Origin of the sequence: Amycolatopsis sp. QT-25 (assembly GCF_029369745.1) — a bacterium.
GTDB lineage: Bacteria > Actinomycetota > Actinomycetes > Mycobacteriales > Pseudonocardiaceae > Amycolatopsis.
On record NZ_CP120210.1, the window covers coordinates 470,246 to 484,637 of the forward strand.

A 14,392-nucleotide genomic window follows, 5' to 3' on the forward strand; every position below is an offset into this window, starting at 1 on the left:
CTTCCGGCCCTTCGGCTCCGAAGATGGAGACGTGGACGACGAACGCAGGCTCAGCTTCCCGCAAGCCGCACTGACCGGGCTCCTGGCACTGGCGGCCGCCCTCGGCGTGGGACACCTCATGGCGGGCTTCGTCGGGTACACGGCTTCGCCGTTCGTCGCGGTGGCGAACTTCGTCATCGACCACAGCCCGCACGCCGTCGTGGCCTGGGCCGAACAGACGCTGGGGACCTGGGACAAGGTCGTCCTCAAGGTCGGTGTGGCCGTGGTGCTGGTGCTGTTCGCGTTGCTCGCCGGACAGCTCTCCCGCCACAGGCCGTTACCGGGTCAGGTGATCGTCGGCCTGCTTGGCGCGGCGGGCGTCGCCGCCGTCTTCGTGCGCACCGACCTCGGGCAGATCGCGCTGCTGGCGCCCGTGGCCGCCGTGGTCGCCGGGCTCACCGTGTTCACGTGGCTGCACCGGTTCTTCCTGCCGAACGTGCTGTTCGACGTCCGCGAGGGGGAGGGGCCGGACCGGCGGAAGGTGCTGATCACCGGGGCCTCGGTCGTGGCCGGGGCCGGCGTCGCCGCGCTGACCGGCCAGCTCGTCGGGACCAGGAAGAGCGCGGAGGACTCGCGTGCCGCCGTCGGCAGGCTCGTCGCGGCGAGGACGGCCCCGCCGATCCCGCCCGACGCGGACTTCGCGAAGCTCGGCACCCCGCCGTATCTCACTCCTCCGAAGGATTTCTACCGGATCGACACGGCGCTGGTGGTTCCGCAGGTTCGCACCGAGGAGTGGAGCCTGCAGATCCGCGGGATGGTCGATCGCGAAGTCACCTATCGGTATGAAGATCTCCGTTTGCGGCCGCTGATCGAACGTGACGTCACCCTCTGCTGCGTGTCCAACGAGGTCGGCGGCCCGTACCTCTCCAACGCCCGCTGGATCGGCATCGACCTGCGGGATCTGCTGAACGAAGCGGGCGTGAAACCCGGCGCCGAGCAGCTGTTCGCGACCAGTGTCGACGGCTGGACCTGCGGAACCCCGGTCGAAGCCGCCCTCGATCCGCGTCGCGGCGCGATGCTCGCCCTCGGCATGGACGGCGAGCCGCTCCCGATCGAGCACGGCTTCCCCGCGCGGATCGTGATCCCCGGGCTGTACGGCTACGTGTCCGCCACGAAATGGGTGACCGAGCTGGAGATCACCACCTGGGAGGAGCGCCAGGCGTACTGGCTCGACCGGGGCTGGGCCAGGGAAGCACCGGTGAAGACGCAGTCGCGGATCGACGCGCCCGGCTCGGCGGTGAACGCGGGCAAGGTCGTGGTGTCCGGGACCGCGTGGGCGCAGCACACCGGCGTCGCGAAGGTCGAGGTCCGGGTCGATCAAGGGCCGTGGCAGGAGGCTGTCCTCTCCGCCGAGACGTCGAAGGACACCTGGCGGATGTGGTGGACCGAGGTCGTGCTCCCCGCCGGCCGGCACGAAATCGCCGTGCGGGCCACCGATCAGGCGGGCCGCACCCAGCCGCAAGAGCGCGCCGGAACCGTTCCCGACGGCGCCACCGGCTGGCACACGGTGTTTTTTGACGCGCGCTGACGCGGTGCCGCAGGTCGGTGACCACAACGGGTCTCCCCAAGGGCGCTCTGCGCCCGGCGGAGACTTCACCTCGCGCGCCTCTTTTGGCCGGAGGCCACGGAAGCGTTTTGCAGGGCGCCGTCCTGCTCGACGTGAGTTGCTCCGGGTGTGCGCCCTGCGGGACGTTTCCCTCAGCGCGCGACATTGAACACAGCTGGACCTGTGACTTTGTGCCTGCGTTCACAAGTGGCTACCGTAGATATGTCGCCTCCGAAAGCGCCCGGCATCGAACCGGACTCAGCGCGGCGGGTCAAGAGCCGATTTCCGGGTTCGGGCGAATCATGTCGTCAGCAGGACCAGAGGAGCGGACAAGCGTGGTGTCGCAACGAGGCCGGCGCACCCGGGTGACACCGGACGCCGACAACGCGCCCACCGCGGAGATGCCCGCCGTCGAGGCCACCGCCGAACCGGAAGCGGTCCGCGCGAAGTCGATCCCCGAGGCCGCCGTCGCCCGCCTCGCCGTCTACCTCCGCGTCCTCTCCGGGCTGGCCGAACAGGGCGCGACGACGATCTCCAGCGAGGAACTTTCGCAGGTCGCGGGCGTCAATTCCGCGAAACTCCGCAAGGACCTGTCCTACCTGGGCTCGTACGGCACCCGCGGCGTCGGCTACGACGTCCAGGTGCTGGTCAGCCAGATCGAGCGGATCCTCGGCCTGACCCGCAAGCACAAGGTCGCCGTGGTCGGGATCGGCAACCTCGGGCACGCGCTGGCCAACTACGGCGGCTTCCCGGGACGTGGGTTCCCGGTCGAGGCGCTGTTCGACCTCGACCCGGATCTGGTCGGTGTGCCGGTCGGCGGCCTCCCGGTCTCGCATCTCGACGAGATCCCCAAAGTCTGCGCCGAACGGCAGATCTCCATCGGCGTCATCGCCACTCCGCCCACCGCCGCGCAGTCGGTCTGTGACCGCCTTGTCGCAGGTGGGGTGCAGTGCATCCTGAATTTCGCCCCGGTGGTGCTGCAGGTTCCGGCACATATCGAGGTGCGCAAGGTGGATCTCGCGGTCGAACTGCAGATCCTGTCGTTCCACGTCGCTCGCCGCGCCGATCTGGCCGCTAACGGCAACGGCGGAGGGGACAGTGGCCCCGGAAGCGCCGAGACTGGCAGCGTGAACGGCCACGGTAACGGAATGGTGGTGCGCTGAAATGAGCGTGTTGGCGGTCGGGCTCTCGCACCGCAGTGCCGAGCTGAACACTTTGGAACGGGTCGCGGTCCCCGCGACCGACGTGACCAAGGTGCTCCACGAACTGCAGCAGGCCGAACACGTCAGCGAGGCGATCCTCGTCTCGACCTGCAATCGTATCGAGGTCTACGCCGTCGTCGAGACCTTCCACGGCGGCCTGAACGACGTCTCCGACGTCCTCGCCCGCCAAGCCGGGATGCGGCCCGCGGACCTCTACGACTCGCTGTACGTGCACTACGCGGGCGCCGCGATCGAGCATCTGTTCTCGGTCACCTCCGGCCTGGACTCGATGGTCGTCGGCGAGACGCAGATCCTCGGCCAGATCCGATCCTCCTACGCCACCGCGCGCGAGGCGGGCACCGTCGGCCGCACCCTGCACGAGCTGATCCAGACCACGCTGCGGGTCGGCAAACGCGTCCACACCGAGACCGGGCTCGACCAGCTCGGCGCGTCGGTCGTCTCCGAGGCGCTGGCCGCGGCCGGGGACATCGCGGGCAAACACGCGCTGATCGTCGGCGCCGGTTCGATGGGCGCGCTGACCGCTTCCCAGCTGCGCAAGTCCGGGATCGGCGAGATCACCATCGCCAACCGCACCGAGGCACGGGCCGCCCGCCTCGCCGCCGCGAGCGTCGAGCAGGGAGTGCCCGCGAAGGCCGTCCAGATGAGCGGGATCGCGGACGCGGTCGCCGAGGCGGACGTCGTCGTCTGCTGCACCGGCGCGCAGGCCGCGGTGTTCACCACCGAGCACGTCCCGGCCCGCGCCGGACGCCCGCTGGTCGTCTGCGACCTCGGCCTCCCGCGCGACGTCGAGCACGAGGTCGCCGAACTGGCCGACGTCACCGTGGTCGATCTGGAGACCATCCAGCGCCGCATGCGCGACAAGGGCACCCCGACCACCGAACGGCAGACCGCGAAGGCCACCGGCATCGTGCTCGACGAGGTGCGCGAGTACCTCGCCGGGCAGCGCAGCGCCGAGGTCACCCCGACCGTGACGGCGCTGCGGCGCCGGGCGGCCGAGGTGGTCGACGCCGAACTGCTGCGGCTGGACAACCGCCTGCCGGACCTCGAAGCCGGGGTTCGCGAGGAGGTCGGCCGCACGGTCCGCCGAGTGGTCGACAAGCTGCTCCACGCGCCGACGGTGCGGGTCAAGCAGCTCGCCGCCGAGACGGCCGAGACCGATTACGCCAACGCGCTGCGCGAACTGTTCTGCCTCGACCCGCAGGCACCCGCCGCGGTGACGAGTCCTACCGCACCAAAGGGTGACGGTGGCGAACGCGGTCCGATCCCGCCTTCGGGAAACGAGCCGTCGCGCGCGCTTCGGCCGGGGGCCCCGCCATCGCGACGGCGGGGCGCCGAGTAATGACAAGCGAGTTCCAAGAGCAGGGGCGCCCTGGTGGCGCGATCGCGGTCGCGCGCCGCACCGCGAAAAAGGACGAGTGATCATCCAGTGAGCAGAGTCATCCGCATCGGGACGCGCGGCAGCAAACTCGCCCTCGCGCAGACCGGCACCATCGCCGACGCGTTGCGCGCCACCGGCGCCGAGGTCGAGCTCGTCACCGTGACGACGCCCGGCGACAAGTCGTCCGCGCCGATCCCGACGATCGGGGTCGGCGTCTTCACTTCCGCGCTGCGCGAAGCCTTGCTGCGCGAGGAAGTCGACGTCATCGTGCACTCGTACAAGGATCTCCCGACCAAGCCGGAGCCGGGCATCACGCTCGCCGCCGTGCCGCCCCGCGAGGACCCGCGTGACGCGTTGATCGCCCGTGACGGGCTGACTCTGGGCGAGCTGCCGCCGGGTTCGACCGTCGGCACCGGCTCGCCGCGGCGCACCGCGCAACTGCGCGCGCTCGGTCTCGGTTTGGAAATCGTGCCGATCCGAGGCAATATCGACACCCGCATGCGCAAGGTGACCGACGGAGAGCTCGACGCCGTCGTCCTGGCGCGTGCCGGACTGGCCAGGATCGGCCGGGCGGAGGAGATCACCGAGACCCTCGACCCGATCCAGATGCTGCCCGCGCCCGCGCAGGGCGCGCTGGCGGTGGAGTGCCGGACCGGCGACGTGGACATCGAGCACCTGCTCGGGGCATGCGTCGACGACGAAGGCACCCGCGCCGTGGCGACCGCCGAGCGGGCGTTGCTCGCGGCGCTGGAAGCCGGGTGCAGCGCACCGGTCGGGGCGCTGGCGGAGATCGTCGAAGACCTGGACGCCGAAGGACGGGTCGTCGAGCGGATCTCGCTGCGGGGCACCGCCGCCGTCGAAGAGGACGGGAACACGGTCGACATGGTGCGCGCTTCCGCGCTCGCCGACTTCCGCGATGCTGAACAACTCGGCCGGACACTGGCCGCCGAACTGCTCGACCTGGGGGCCGGCGCACTGTCCGGCCCCGTCCAGTGAGTCAGAACGTCGAAGGTAGGGCCGCGCTCGACTGCGGCCGCTCAAGAGGAGAACGCACAGATGACCCCCGCGCGTAAGACCACCGGGCGAGTCGCCTTCGTGGGCTCGGGCCCCGGTGACGCCGGTCTGCTGACCGTCCGCGCTCAGGAGCTGCTCGCCAAGGCCGAGGTCGTGGTGACCGACCCGGACGTCCCTTCGGGCGTCTTGGCTTTCACCGCCGAAGGCGCCGAAGTGCGCCCCGCCGTCGGCGAGGCCACTGAGGTCGCCAAGGACCTGGTGAACGAGGCCAAGGCCGGACGGCTGGTGCTCCGGCTGATCGCCGGTGACCCGCTGACCCAGCCCGCCGTCGTCGCCGAGGTGCAGGCCGTTTCCCGGACCAGCGCCGTGTTCGACATCATCCCGGGCGTCTCGCCCGGCGCGGCCGTCCCGGCGTACGCCGGTGTCGCGCTCGGCGGGACGCACACCGAGGTCGACGTCCGCGGCGACGTCGACTGGGCCGCGCTGGCCGCCACCCCCGGCCCGATCGTGCTGCACGCGACGTCGGCGCACCTGGCCGAGGCCGCGTCCGCGCTGACCGAGCACGGGCTGGCGCCGACCACCCCGGTCGCGGTGACCTCCAACGGCACCATCAACACCCAGCGCACCCTGGACACCACGCTGGCCACCGTCGCGAACGAAGCGGGCGAGCTCGTCGGCCCGCTCATCGTGACCATCGGCCAGGCCGTCGGCCAGCGCTCGAAGCTGTCGTGGTGGGAGTCGCGCGCGCTGTACGGCTGGAAGGTCCTGGTGCCGCGCACCAAGGAGCAGGCCGGTGAGATGGCGGAGCGGCTTCGCGGCCACGGCGCCACCTCGCACGAGGTCCCGACCATCTCGGTCGAGCCGCCGCGCAGCCCCGCGCAGATGGAGCGTTCGGTCAAGGGGCTCGTCGACGGCCGCTACCAGTGGATCGTCTTCACCTCGACCAACGCCGTCCGCGCGGTGTGGGAGAAGTTCGAGGAGTTCGGGCTCGACGCCCGTGCCTTCTCCGGCGTGAAGATCGCCTGCGTCGGCGAATCGACCGCCGCGAAGGTGCGCTCCTTCGGCATCATCCCCGAGCTGATCCCGGAAGGTGAGCAGTCCTCGGAGGGTCTCCTCGCCGAGTTCCCGCCGTACGACGACGTCCTCGACCCCGTCGACCGTGTGCTGCTGCCGCGGGCGGACATCGCCACCGAGACTCTTTCGGCCGGCCTGCGTGAACGCGGCTGGGAGATCGACGACGTGACCGCGTACCGCACGGTGCGTGCCGCGCCGCCGCCCGCCGAGACCCGCGAGATGATCAAGACCGGCGGTTTCGACGCGGTCTGCTTCACCTCGTCCTCGACCGTGCGGAACCTCGTCGGCATCGCCGGCAAGCCGCACACCCGCACGCTGGTCGCGTGCATCGGCCCGAAGACCGCGGAGACCGCCGTGGAGTTCGGGTTGCGGGTCGACGTCCAGCCGGAGAAGGCCGACGTCCCCCACCTGGTCGACGCGCTCGCCGAGCACGCCGCCCGGCTTCGCGCCGAAGGTGCGCTCCCGCCGCCTCGCAAGGCGAAGCGGGCCCGCCGGTCCTGACCTTTCGCAGGCCGAGAACGCCCCCTCACTCCCGCGGTTCTCGCGGGGGGAGGGGGCGTTTTCATGCCCTGATGAAACCTCGGCGGCCGGGCGGCGGCAGACGCTAGCGTCGGGTATCCACCGGACAAACACTGGGGAGTGATCATGAAGTCACTGGTTCACGCCGCGCGGATCGGTACCGCTGTCGGGGTTTTCGCCCTCGGTTTCGTCGGTCTCGCGGGCAACGCCGCCGCGGTGCCGTCCACCTCGTTCGAAGTCTGCAGTCCGCTCGGTTGCGCGGTACAGAGCGTGCGGGGGGCAGCCGAGAACGTCGGAGGTCGCATCCGGGTGGTGGCGACCGTCTCCGACAGCGCGCCCGCCGACACGCTGATCGCGCGGTTCGTCTTCACCGGTTCGACCACGGAGGTCCAGAACGTCCTCGTCGACGACGACACACGGACCGTCACCTTCACGTCCGGGGCCTTCCAGACGAACCTGACCGTGTCGGCCTGTGGTGGCGGCGGGTGCACCACGAAGCCCATTCCGCTGTAAGGCCACGATGAAGTACATGGAGGACCCCTTCCTGTACCCAGGCGCAAGGATGGGGTCCTTCATGTACTGAAAAGGCGTGAAGGCCGCGTGTCCCGGCGTGGGGTGGCCATTCACGAGCGGTTCAACTGAAGAACTTCACGACCTCCGTGTACGCCAGGTACGCGAACATCGCCAGGCAGATGCCCAGCAGTCCGTTCGAGAGCCACCGTGAACGGCCCTCCCGCGGCACCCGTGAGGTGTTCAGCAGCACCAGCAGGGTCGCCGCCAGGAACGGCATGAACAACGCGCCCAGCACGCCGTAGATCACGGTGAGCTGGAAGGGCTGGTCGAGGAACAGCAACGCCATCGGCGGGAAGGTCAGCCACAGGACGTACCCGCGGTACGCGACGCTGCGCTCTCCGGCCTTCTTCTCGTACTCCTCAACGCTTTCCGTCGTGTTCGCGGGAAGCCGCAGAATGCGCCACCAGTCCGCGAAGAGCAGGCTCACGCCGTGCCAGACGCCGATCACCGACGTGAACGAGACCGCGAAGAAACCGATGAGGAACGGGATCCGCGCCCACTGCCCGTAATCCGCGGCGAGGGTGTCGCCGAGGAACAACAGGCCCTTGTCGCCGGAGATGACCTTCTGGCCCAGCAGCAGTTCCGCACCGACGATCAGCATCGCGAGCACGAAGATCCCGGTCATGACGTAGCCGGCGGCGTTGTCGGTGCGCATGATCGGCAGCCACTTCGCCGAGCGCCAGCCCTTCGCGAGCGTCCAGTAGCCGTATGCCGCCAGGGTGATCGTGCCGCCGACGCCACCGACCAGGCCGAGGACGTAGACGAGCGAGCCGTCGGGCAGGGTCGGGACGGCGCCCTTGACCAGTGCGGTGAAGTTCGGCACGACGAGGATGGCGGTCCCGACCACGGTCACGAACATGACCCCGGTGAGCACCGTCATCAGTTTCTCGATGATCGCGTAGCGCCCGAACCACACCAGCGCGAAGCCGAGCAGGCCGCAGAGCATCGCCCAGTACCGCACCGAAAGCGCGGGGAAGAGCGCGTTCAGCGGCAGGCCCGACGCGGACATCGCGGTGGCGCCGTAGACGAAGCCCCAGATCACCGCGTAGATCCCGAAATAGATCAGCGCCCAGATCCCCAGCGTCCGCCAGCCTGCCAGGATCGTCCGGCCCGAGGTCAGATGCCAGCGGCCGACGGCTTCGGCCAGCGCGAGTTTGAAGATCGTGCCGACGAGTACCGCCCACAGCAGCGTGTACCCGAAGCGCGATCCGGCCACCATCGTCGCGACGAGGTCGCCCGCGCCGACCCCGGTCGCCGCGGCCATGATCCCTGGCCCGACCTGGCGCAGCCGTGCGCGCCGGCCGACGGGCGGTTCTTCCGGTCGGCCGGTCACCGTTGCACTCGACATGCCGGGAAAGGTAACCCACGTCACACGGCGGAGGAATCGGGCGAAGCCGGCTTTTAACCGTCCCTTAGGGAAGGTGCGCCCGTGCGGCCCAACGAGGTTGCGGACCGCGTCTCGAGCGGGCGGGAGTACCGTCGTGAGGGTGTTTCCCGAACATCGTCCCCGCAGGCTCCGTACTACTCCGGCCATGCGCAGGCTGGTCGGTGAGACGACGCTGCGGCCACGTCAGCTGATCCTCCCGATGTTCGTGGCGGAGGGCATCGACACGCCGCGCCCGATCGCGAGCATGCCCGGCGTCGTCCAGCACACCCGCGACACGCTGCGCAAAGCCGCCGTCGACGCGGTCGGCGCCGGGGTCGGCGGCCTCATGCTGTTCGGGATCCCGAAGACGCGGGACGCCCAGGGCTCCGGCGCGATCGACCCGAACGGCATCCTCAACGTCGCCCTGCGTGACCTGAAGGCCGAACTCGGCGACGCGACGGTCCTGATGGCGGACACGTGTCTCGACGAGTTCACCGACCACGGCCACTGCGGCGTACTCGACGCGGACGGCGGTGTCGACAACGACGCGACCCTGCGCGTGTACGCGGAAATGGCGCTGGCGCAGGCGGAAGCGGGCGCGCATCTGCTCGGGCCCAGCGGCATGATGGACGGCCAGGTCGGTGTCGTCCGCGCCGCGCTCGACCGCGCCGGGCGCACGGACACCGGCATCCTCGCCTACTCGGCGAAGTTCGCCAGCGCTTTCTACGGGCCCTTCCGTGAGGCCGTCGACTCGCAGCTGAAGGGCGACCGGAAGACCTACCAGCAGGATCCGGGCAACGTGCGTGAAGCGTTGCGCGAGATCGAGCTGGACATCGCCGAGGGGGCCGACTTGATCATGGTCAAACCCGCGCTGTCCTATTTGGACGTCATCAGGGCGGCCGCCGAGGCGTCGCCGGTCCCCGTGGCGGCGTACAACATCTCGGGTGAGTACGCGATGGTCGAGGCCGCCGCGGCGAACGGCTGGCTGGAGCGCGAGCGCACGATCCTCGAGGTGCTGACCTCGATCCGCCGAGCGGGAGCGGACACGATCCTCACCTACTGGGCCGCCGAAGCCGCCGGTTGGCTGGACTAGGCTGCCTCGCGTGAGCGACAGCGAAACCGGCGAAACGGACGACGAGCGCCGCAGGCGGGGACGGGCGCCCGACCCGATCCTGCCTGGTCAGGAAGCGCCGAAGCACGTCGTGCCGAAGCCCGTCGCCATCTCGTTCTGGTTGTGGATCGCGGCCGGTCTCACCCTGATCGCCGGGCCCGCCTACCTGTGGATCGGCAGGCAGACGGTGATCGACACGTACCTCAAGCAGAACGCCGAACAGCGGGACCCCGGGCTGAGGGTCGATCCGGCGCGGATCGTCGACGGCGTGGACGGGCTGATCCTGAACCTGTTCGTCGGCGCGATCACGTTCGCCGTGCTGTTCGCCATTTTCGCCTACAAGGCCCGCGAGGGAACGCGTTCGGCCAGGGCCGTGCTGACCGGCCTCGCGGTCTTCCTCGCCCTCGTCGGACTCTTCGTCCTCGGTGGTGCCCTGTTCGTCGTCATCGCCACCCTGATCGCGGTGATCGCGCTGATCCTGATGTACCTGCCCAGCGTCGCCGACTACTACCCGAAGGTCGGGCGCAAACTGCCATGACGCCGGAGCCCGCCTTCTACGCCGAGCCCGGTGTCGGCTGGACGGCGTTGCTGTGGGCGCCGCTGTTCTCCCTCGCCGGGCTGCTCGCGGAACTGGCGACCGGCGGGCCGGTGCACTGGCTCGCCTGGATCCTGGTCGCGGCGGGGCTGGTGGCGATCACCGTGCCGTGGGTGTACGCGCGCCGCCGGTACCTCTCGCTCGAAGTCACCGCGAACGGCTACCGGCAGGGCAGGGAAACCCTCGAGGCGGCCCGGATCGCCGAAGTCCTCGAAGACGACGCCCCGGTCGGGGCGCGGGTCCTCGGCGGCGGCTGGACGGTCCCCAAGAAGCACGGCGAAGTCGGCTTGAAGCTCGAAGACGGCGTTTTCGTCCGCGCCTGGGCCAAGGATCCGGGCGCCCTCCGCGAGGCTCTCCGGGATTTGGTGCGTGCCCGCACCACAGGGTCATGAGAAGCTGCTCACCGTGATCGACCTTCCCCAGCCGACCGGCGCCGACCTGTGGCCACCGGAGAACGCCCGGCGAGCAGCCCGGCTGCACAAACCCCTGCGTGCCGTGGTGGGAGCCGTCGAACTGGTCCTCGCCGCGCTCGCGGTGTGGGGTGCCTTCGCTTGCTGGAAGGCCGGTGTCGTCCCGGTCGAGATCACCTACGGCGAAACGACGCTGGAATCGCAGCGCTACTTCGGCGGCCCGCTCGCGGGCGCCATCGGGCTCGGTGTGCTGGCCGCGATCCTGGTGGTGGACGCGATCCGCCAGTTCCTGCTGGCCGTCCGGGCCAAGGGACGCAAGCCGAAGGACTAGTTGAGCCAGACGACGGCGGCGTTGACCCCGGTCGAGAACAGCAACCACAGCAGATACGGCACGAGCAGCCAGGCCGCGAGCTTCGACCGGCGACCGAACTCCACCATCGTGACCGGCACCACGAAGTCCAGCACGACGACGTCGGCCAGCGCCAGGACGTGTGCGCCGCCGGCGAAGAACAGCGGCGTCCACAGCAAGGTCAGCAGCAGGCAGACGCCATAGAAGGCGAAGCCGCGCGTTTCGCCGTCGGTGCGCCAGTAGCACCAGCCCGCGACGGCGACCAGGAGCAGCAGGACCGACCACATCGGACCGTAGAGCCACCCCGGCGGCGCCCACGACGGGCGGGCCAGCGCGTTGTGCGTTCCGGAGCGGGTGGCGACCGCCAGCCCGGCCACGATCCCGACGATCGCCGACAGGGCGAGGAACCCGGCCAGGGCCTGCCAGCGCAGGCGGCGGTGGTGGGTCGGCGGTGACGGCACCGTGGACACGTGGATTCCTCCGCGAGGGTTCGACGGGAGGGCTCCCACCCTAGTGGGCCTGGTCACGCCATGCCGCCAAGCGCGAGGACTCGGCGGCGGGTGTCTCGGCGGATTTGCGAGACTGGGGAGGTGACTACCGGAGTCGATCAGTCCAAGGCATGGTTCGAACGAGCGAAGGCCGTGATCCCGGGCGGGGTGAACTCCCCGGTGCGGGCCTTCAACTCCGTCGGCGGCACCCCGCGGTTCATGGTGCGCGGTGAGGGGCCGTACCTCTGGGACGCCGACGACAATCGCTACGTCGATCTGGTGTCGTCGTGGGGGCCGATGATCCTCGGGCACGCGCATCCGGACGTCGTCTCCGCCGCGCGCGAAGCGGCTGTCAACGGACTGTCGTTCGGCACGCCGACGCGCGGCGAGGTCGAACTGGCCGAGGAGATCATCGGCCGGGTCGAGCCGGTGCAGCAGGTGCGCCTGGTCAACTCCGGCACCGAGGCGACGATGAGCGCGATCCGGCTGGCCAGGGGGTTCACCGGCCGGGCGAAGATCATCAAGTTCGCGGGCTGCTACCACGGGCACGTCGACGCGTTGCTCGCCGAAGCGGGCTCCGGCGTCGCGACCCTCGGCCTCCCGACGTCGCCAGGGGTCACCGGCGCGCAGGCGGCCGACACGATCGTGCTGCCCTACAACGACCTGGACGCGGTCCGTAAGTCCTTTGTGGACAACCCGGACTCGATCGCCGCGGTCATCACCGAAGCCGCCGCGGGCAACATGGGCGCCGTCGCCCCGGCCGACGGCTTCAACGCCGGGCTCGAGGAGATCGCGCACGAGCACGGCGCGCTGCTGATCATGGACGAGGTGATGACCGGGTTCCGCGTCTCGAAGGCGGGCTGGTTCGGTCTCGAAGGCGTCGCCGGTGACCTGTACACCTTCGGCAAGGTGATGTCCGGCGGGCTGCCCGCCGCGGCCTTCGGCGGCCGTGCCGACGTGATGGCGAAGCTGGCCCCGGGCGGGCCCGTGTACCAGGCGGGGACGCTGTCGGGGAACCCCGTCGCGGTCGCCGCCGGGCTCGCGACGCTGCGCGCGGCCGACGACGCCGTGTACGCGGCCCTCGACGCCAACGCGAAGCGGCTCGGCGACCTGTTCGGCCGGTCGCTGACCGAGGCCGGGGTCGCGCATACCGTGCAGTACGCGGGCAACCTGGTCAGCGTGTTCTTCAGCGAAGACCCCGTGACGAACTACCTGGGCGCGCAGGCTTCGGAGACCTGGCGGTTCCCGGCGTTCTTCCACGCGCTCCTGGACAACGGCGTGTACGCCCCGCCGAGCGCGTACGAGGCGTGGTTCGTCAACGCGGCCATGGGCGAGGCCGAGTTCGAGATCATCTCCTCCGCGTTGCGCGTCGCCGCCCGCGCCGCCGCCGAGGCGGTCCAGGCGTGAGCGAGATGACGATCGTGCACCTGCTCCGCCACGGCGAGGTGCACAACCCGGACAAGATCCTGTACGGCCGTCTGTCCGGTTTCAAGCTCTCCGAGAGCGGTCAGCGTCAGGCACTGACGGTCGCCGAAGCCGTCGCGACGCACGACATCGCACACGTCGTCGCTTCGCCCCTTCAGCGTGCGCAGGAGACCGCGGCGCCGATCGCCGCCGCGCACCGCCTCGACGTGGAGACCGACGAACGGCTCATCGAGGCCGACAACCGGTTCGAGGGCGAGCGGGTCGCCGTCGGCGATGGGGCCCTTCGCCAGCCGAAGCACTGGCCGAAGCTGGTCAACCCGTTCCGGCCGTCCTGGGGCGAGCCGTACGTCGAGATCGCGCACCGCATGCTCGGCGCGGTCCACCGCGCGCGGCGCGCGGCCGAGGGGCACGAGGCGCTGTGCGTCTCGCACCAGCTGCCGATCTGGACCTTGCGGCGCTTCCTGGAGGCGAAGCGGCTCTGGCACGACCCGCGCGACCGGCAGTGTTCGCTCGCGTCGTTGACCAGCCTGGTCTTCGAGGGCGAGGAACTCGTGCGGATCGTCTACAGCGAGCCCGCCGGCACGACCGACCCGAAGGTGACCGGGGCATGAAGCGACTCGTGGCGGCCGTCGTCGGGCTGGTGCTCGTCGTCACGGGGTGCACCACCGGCAAGGACGCCGTCGTCACCGGCGGTTCGTTCAACTTCGTGTCGCCCGGCGGGAAGGTCGACATCACCTACGACGTCGCGGACCGCCAGCCGTCGCCGACGTTGTCCGGCGACGACCTGATGAACGAGGGCAAGCAGCTTTCCATCGCGGACTTCCCCGGCAAGGTCGTCGTGCTGAACCTGTGGGGGCAGTGGTGCGGGCCGTGCCGCGTCGAGGCGCCGGAGATGCAGAAGGTCTTCGACCGGACCAAGGCGTCCGGCGTCCAGGTGGTCGGCATCGACCTGCGGGACAACGACCGGACCCCGGCGCAGGACTTCGTACGGGACCGGAAGCTGACGTACCCGTCGATCTACGACCCGTCGGGGCGGACGCTGCTGCAGCTCTCGGGCTATCCGCGCAACATCATCCCGTCGACGATCGTGCTGGACAAACAGCACCGTGTCGCGGCGGTGTTCCTGCGGGACCTGCTGGCGTCGGACCTGCTGCCCGTCGTCGAACGCCTGGTCGCCGAACCCGCCTGACCCTTCCCGCGATTCGGCACCTGATTGCGATCCTTGCACGCGCAAGGATCGCAACCAGGTGCCGAATCGCGAGGAAAGGGGCGGGACCAAGGT

At 70.1% G+C, this 14,392-nt stretch carries 15 protein-coding genes; 13 read left to right on the forward strand and 2 right to left on the reverse strand.

All coding sequences use genetic code 11. The annotated features are described in order from the left end of the window. Positions 1 to 31: 31 nt before the first annotated feature. The 6 genes from P3102_RS02365 to P3102_RS02390 all read left to right on the forward strand — a co-directional run bounded on the left by P3102_RS02365 (position 32) and on the right by P3102_RS02390 (position 7,306). A complete protein-coding gene (locus P3102_RS02365; protein ID WP_276366154.1) occupies positions 32 to 1,567 on the forward strand; it encodes a molybdopterin-dependent oxidoreductase in 1,536 nt (511 codons plus the stop codon). Positions 1,568 to 1,986: 419 nt separating this feature from the next. Next, a complete protein-coding gene (locus P3102_RS02370) occupies positions 1,987 to 2,748 on the forward strand; it encodes a redox-sensing transcriptional repressor Rex (RefSeq protein ID WP_276371593.1) in 762 nt (253 codons plus the stop codon). A gap of 1 nt (position 2,749) precedes the next feature. Beyond that, positions 2,750 to 4,147: a glutamyl-tRNA reductase gene (locus tag P3102_RS02375; protein ID WP_276366155.1), complete on the forward strand. Its 1,398-nt coding sequence runs from the start codon at positions 2,750 to 2,752 to the stop codon at positions 4,145 to 4,147. An 87-nt stretch (positions 4,148 to 4,234) separates the two neighbouring features. Further along, positions 4,235 to 5,182, forward strand: coding sequence for a hydroxymethylbilane synthase (gene hemC / locus P3102_RS02380; protein WP_276366157.1), 948 nt, complete (start codon positions 4,235 to 4,237; stop codon positions 5,180 to 5,182). Positions 5,183 to 5,242: 60 nt separating this feature from the next. Next, on the forward strand, positions 5,243 to 6,775 hold the full coding sequence (locus P3102_RS02385) for a bifunctional uroporphyrinogen-III C-methyltransferase/uroporphyrinogen-III synthase (RefSeq protein ID WP_276366159.1): 1,533 nt from the start codon (positions 5,243 to 5,245) through the stop codon (positions 6,773 to 6,775). Between the two features lie 144 nt (positions 6,776 to 6,919). Continuing rightward, entirely contained in the window at positions 6,920 to 7,306 is a 387-nt protein-coding gene (locus tag P3102_RS02390) for a hypothetical protein (protein ID WP_276366161.1), read from the forward strand. Positions 7,307 to 7,427: 121 nt separating this feature from the next. Here the strand turns inward: P3102_RS02390 and P3102_RS02395 are convergent, their stop codons facing one another. Continuing rightward, positions 7,428 to 8,714, reverse strand: coding sequence for an Nramp family divalent metal transporter (locus tag P3102_RS02395; protein WP_276366162.1), 1,287 nt, complete (start codon positions 8,712 to 8,714; stop codon positions 7,428 to 7,430). Between the two features lie 139 nt (positions 8,715 to 8,853). Between P3102_RS02395 and hemB the strand changes: the two genes are divergently transcribed. Genes hemB through P3102_RS02415 form a run of 4 tightly spaced genes read left to right on the forward strand, consistent with a single transcriptional unit; the run spans position 8,854 to position 11,179 of the window. Next, positions 8,854 to 9,825 (forward strand): porphobilinogen synthase, encoded by a 972-nt coding sequence (gene hemB, locus P3102_RS02400; protein ID WP_276371595.1) that lies wholly within the window; start codon positions 8,854 to 8,856, stop codon positions 9,823 to 9,825. Between the two features lie 10 nt (positions 9,826 to 9,835). Further along, positions 9,836 to 10,381, forward strand: coding sequence for a hypothetical protein (locus P3102_RS02405; protein WP_276366164.1), 546 nt, complete (start codon positions 9,836 to 9,838; stop codon positions 10,379 to 10,381). After that, entirely contained in the window at positions 10,378 to 10,830 is a 453-nt protein-coding gene (locus tag P3102_RS02410) for a hypothetical protein (protein ID WP_276366165.1), read from the forward strand. Before P3102_RS02405 ends, P3102_RS02410 begins: the two co-directional genes overlap by 4 nt. After that, the gene (locus P3102_RS02415) at positions 10,808 to 11,179 is read left to right on the forward strand and encodes a hypothetical protein (protein WP_276366167.1); all 372 of its coding nucleotides are present in this window, start codon (positions 10,808 to 10,810) and stop codon (positions 11,177 to 11,179) included. Before P3102_RS02410 ends, P3102_RS02415 begins: the two co-directional genes overlap by 23 nt. On the opposite strand, the gene P3102_RS02420 is transcribed toward P3102_RS02415, so the two are convergent. Further along, positions 11,176 to 11,667, reverse strand: a complete 492-nt coding sequence (locus P3102_RS02420) for a TspO/MBR family protein (RefSeq protein ID WP_276366168.1) — start codon at positions 11,665 to 11,667, stop codon at positions 11,176 to 11,178. The two genes, P3102_RS02415 and P3102_RS02420, sit on opposite strands and share 4 nt — an antisense overlap. 120 nt (positions 11,668 to 11,787) lie before the next feature. Here P3102_RS02420 and hemL point away from each other — a divergent pair, with 120 nt between their 5' ends. From hemL to P3102_RS02435, 3 genes are read left to right on the forward strand one after another with little or no spacing between them, the layout of a single operon-like run. Beyond that, positions 11,788 to 13,092, forward strand: coding sequence for a glutamate-1-semialdehyde 2,1-aminomutase (gene hemL / locus P3102_RS02425; RefSeq protein WP_276366170.1), 1,305 nt, complete (start codon positions 11,788 to 11,790; stop codon positions 13,090 to 13,092). A gap of 5 nt (positions 13,093 to 13,097) precedes the next feature. After that, positions 13,098 to 13,721 carry a histidine phosphatase family protein gene (locus P3102_RS02430; protein ID WP_276371596.1) on the forward strand — a complete coding sequence of 208 codons (624 nt, stop codon included), beginning with the start codon at positions 13,098 to 13,100 and terminating at the stop codon, positions 13,719 to 13,721. Then, positions 13,718 to 14,299 carry a TlpA disulfide reductase family protein gene (locus P3102_RS02435; RefSeq protein ID WP_276366171.1) on the forward strand — a complete coding sequence of 194 codons (582 nt, stop codon included), beginning with the start codon at positions 13,718 to 13,720 and terminating at the stop codon, positions 14,297 to 14,299. The genes P3102_RS02430 and P3102_RS02435 overlap by 4 nt, the downstream gene beginning before the upstream one ends. Positions 14,300 to 14,392: the final 93 nt, after the last annotated feature.

Coding starts and splice junctions, on each gene's coding strand:
- P3102_RS02385 (WP_276366159.1), top strand. CDS start 5,243: ATGACCCCCGCGCGTAAGACCACCGGGCGAGTCGCCTTCGTGGGCTCG.
- P3102_RS02410 (WP_276366165.1), top strand. CDS start 10,378: ATGACGCCGGAGCCCGCCTTCTACGCCGAGCCCGGTGTCGGCTGGACG.
- P3102_RS02375 (WP_276366155.1), top strand. CDS start 2,750: ATGAGCGTGTTGGCGGTCGGGCTCTCGCACCGCAGTGCCGAGCTGAAC.
- P3102_RS02395 (WP_276366162.1), bottom strand. CDS start 8,714: ATGTCGAGTGCAACGGTGACCGGCCGACCGGAAGAACCGCCCGTCGGC.
- P3102_RS02430 (WP_276371596.1), top strand. CDS start 13,098: ATGACGATCGTGCACCTGCTCCGCCACGGCGAGGTGCACAACCCGGAC.
- P3102_RS02390 (WP_276366161.1), top strand. CDS start 6,920: ATGAAGTCACTGGTTCACGCCGCGCGGATCGGTACCGCTGTCGGGGTT.
- P3102_RS02370 (WP_276371593.1), top strand. CDS start 1,987: ATGCCCGCCGTCGAGGCCACCGCCGAACCGGAAGCGGTCCGCGCGAAG.
- P3102_RS02435 (WP_276366171.1), top strand. CDS start 13,718: ATGAAGCGACTCGTGGCGGCCGTCGTCGGGCTGGTGCTCGTCGTCACG.